We start from the raw sequence: 2720 nt of genomic DNA on the forward strand, positions 1-2720 counted from the left end.
ACGACGTTTCTTTGATAATCAAGCTGTTGAATTATTTCTCCAATGTGCTGCGCTTAACCGCATGATCCAGTTAGGCAAGCCGGACAGTTACAAAGTAGAAAACTAATACTACTCCACTATCGGATTAGTATGTCTTTTTTTCATTCACGCAACAAAGCCCTAGCGCTTAAATAACCTGGTTCTTCCACCGCTATCCAATCACCACGGTCAATTAATATACGTGTAATCAAGTCAAGTCCTTGCTGTGAACCACCAACAATAATGATTTGCTCTGGCTCACACTTAACCGCTCTGGAGCGTGACAGATAGTCAGCGATCGCCTCTTTTAGAGGTTGATATCCCATAGAGTCATAAGTATAGTCAAGCACGTATCGACTAAAGCGGCAATGGCGAGACAAGAGCTTACGCCACAAGTCTATTGGGAATTGATCAAAAGCTGGTCGCCCATAACTAAAGCTGATTTCTACTTCTGCTTCTGGTAGGTGTAAAAAAGCTTGATCGCTCAAACTTTCGCCATAAGTTGATAAGGATATTGAAGAATGAGGTAGTTGTGATTTTGCCTGAATCGATGTGGTATTTAGTAATTCATCAGGGAGTTGACGACAGACAAATGTTCCCGATCCGACAATTGTTTCTAGATAACCTTCACTTAAGAGCATCTCATAACTCTGGGTAACAGTGGCGCGGGAAACACTAAGCAATTGAGCAAGCGTTCGCGTTGAAGGCAGTTTTTCTCCTGGGGTTAATCTTCTCGAAAGAATAGCCTGACGTAGTTGGGCGTAAACTTGGCGATACAAAGGTAAAACTGCTCCTAGGTCAATATTAATAACAAAATCCATTCGGGTTAGTAATTACAAATGAGATAAGTGGACTGGTAATTTATTCAAAAAGTGGCACTTGTATCATTCCACTTACCTGATTACTCTAACGATATAGAGTATAAATTTCCAGCCATGCCTCAACAAAAAGCCCCCAGCCAAAGAACAACAGTTAAACGCGTACCCCAACGAGCAAAGTATGAAAGCGACACCATTTATCAAATATTGGATGAAGGATTAGTCTGCCATGTAGGTTTTGTCGCAGATGGACAGCCTTTTGTGATCCCTACAGCCTATGGACGAGTTGAGGATACCTTATACATCCACGGTTCACCTGCTAGTCGAATGCTGCGAACCCTGCAACAAGGTATTGATGTTTGCGTAACAGTGACTTTAATTGATGGGTTAGTATTGGCACGCTCGGCGTTTCACCACTCAATGAATTATCATTCAGTAGTTGTATTTGGTAAAGCAACACTGGTCGAAGATGCAGAGCAAAAATTAGCTGCCTTGAAAGCATTTACAGAACACGTTATTCTTGGACGGTGGTTGCAAGTGCGATCGCCTTGCCATAACGAATTAGCCAGAACTATAGTCCTATCTTTACCGCTCACAGAAGCATCAGCAAAGATTCGCACTGGTGGGCCCATTGATGATGAAGCTGATTATCAAATACCTGTATGGGCAGGAGAAATTCCCTTAAAATTGACGGCGGCTGTACCCATAAGTGATCCTAATTTACATCCAGATATTGAAGTACCTGCAAATCTGAGCAACTACACTAGACCACAAAAACTTATTCAATATTAAGCGGGAGCTTTATTGGTCTAAGCCGCTTTGAGCCAATCACAGACCACAGACTTACACCCGTCCGTAAAGCTGACCCAAACCTGCCATTGCCCCAAATACCCATTCCAGTAAGGCTTACCATCAGCAATCCTTGACAGGAAAGGCAACAAGGCTGTGTTTCTTAGCAATATGAGTAGCCAAGAAGTTACGTGATTTGTCACAAAATTGCTCCTCAAATCTAGTCCCTAGTTTTTTTTGCTGTCACCTCTATCTCAATCTGCATTCTAGGATCTAAAAGTCCAGCAACAATCATTGTTGCTGCTGGTCTGACATCTCCTAAATATTTACGAATTACTGGCCAGCTTTGTTCAAAGTCTTCTCGAATCGGTAAAATGTAACGAACTCGCACTATATCCTGCATTACCAGTCCTGCCTCTGTCAGTGCAGCATTAATGTTTTTAAAACACTGCTCTGTTTGTTTTACAATATCATCAGATATGACCATCGAACTATAATCAAAACCCGTGATACCAGAAACAAAAACCCAGTCTCCATCAACAACTGCTCTAGAATAAGCAATTTCTTGCTCGAAGATAGAACCAGAAGATATGAATTGACGACTCATTTAATTGTGGAATCTCCTTCCAAATATATCTACAATTAAACCACTATCAACCAATCGCACAGTACAGACTTACACCCCGAAGCAAAGTTAACAGCAATCTGCCACTGCCCCAGATACCTATTCCAGTAAGGCTCACCATCAGCAATTCCAACAGCCTCGCCAATCTGGGAGACTAACTGTTGGTAGAACTTGCCAACGCTGTCGAGTCCAAGGCGCATTTTCAACTTCAGCCCTTTCCAGCCTTGAGCAACAGGATTTTCCATCTGGGTAACTGTTTGGGGAATATCAATAGGTGTCGTGTCAGTGACTGGTGTGGTTAACACTATATTATTCATGACTGACACTGACTCACTATCGGGACTTAAACAAAAATGGAGAAAAAAAGAGAGTATAATGCTTAACTAGCATAGCTTTCACATCGGACTCACCTCATGAAAGAAACAACCCCCGCAGCCATGCCGCCATGCTTTGAAAAATGGTGTAAACGG

General features: G+C 42.2%; 5 protein-coding genes and 1 pseudogene. 2 read left to right on the forward strand and 4 right to left on the reverse strand.

The window, feature by feature from the left end:
- Nucleotides 1-106, forward strand: a pseudogene (locus H6G96_RS40505) (IS5/IS1182 family transposase); the annotation flags it as partial.
- A gap of 34 nt (nucleotides 107-140) precedes the next feature.
- Here H6G96_RS40505 and H6G96_RS40510 read toward each other — a convergent pair.
- Complete coding sequence (locus tag H6G96_RS40510) at nucleotides 141-839, reverse strand: PLP-dependent aminotransferase family protein (RefSeq protein WP_242063669.1); 699 nt, start codon at nucleotides 837-839, stop codon at nucleotides 141-143.
- Between the two features lie 114 nt (nucleotides 840-953).
- Here H6G96_RS40510 and H6G96_RS40515 point away from each other — a divergent pair, with 114 nt between their 5' ends.
- The gene (locus H6G96_RS40515; RefSeq protein WP_190920286.1) at nucleotides 954-1628 is read left to right on the forward strand and encodes a pyridoxamine 5'-phosphate oxidase family protein; all 675 of its coding nucleotides are present in this window, start codon (nucleotides 954-956) and stop codon (nucleotides 1626-1628) included.
- Between the two features lie 17 nt (nucleotides 1629-1645).
- Here the strand turns inward: H6G96_RS40515 and H6G96_RS40520 are convergent, their stop codons facing one another.
- From H6G96_RS40520 to H6G96_RS40530, 3 genes are read right to left on the reverse strand one after another with little or no spacing between them, the layout of a single operon-like run.
- Complete coding sequence (locus H6G96_RS40520) at nucleotides 1646-1828, reverse strand: hypothetical protein (RefSeq protein ID WP_190920279.1); 183 nt, start codon at nucleotides 1826-1828, stop codon at nucleotides 1646-1648.
- 17 nt (nucleotides 1829-1845) lie between these two features.
- Nucleotides 1846-2232, reverse strand: a complete 387-nt coding sequence (locus H6G96_RS40525; protein WP_190920281.1) for a RidA family protein — start codon at nucleotides 2230-2232, stop codon at nucleotides 1846-1848.
- A 35-nt stretch (nucleotides 2233-2267) separates the two neighbouring features.
- The gene (locus H6G96_RS40530; protein ID WP_190920283.1) at nucleotides 2268-2567 is read right to left on the reverse strand and encodes a hypothetical protein; all 300 of its coding nucleotides are present in this window, start codon (nucleotides 2565-2567) and stop codon (nucleotides 2268-2270) included.
- Nucleotides 2568-2720 lie beyond the last annotated feature (153 nt).

Source organism: Nostoc sp. FACHB-892 (genome assembly GCF_014698795.1).
Classification (GTDB): domain Bacteria; phylum Cyanobacteriota; class Cyanobacteriia; order Cyanobacteriales; family Nostocaceae; genus Nostoc.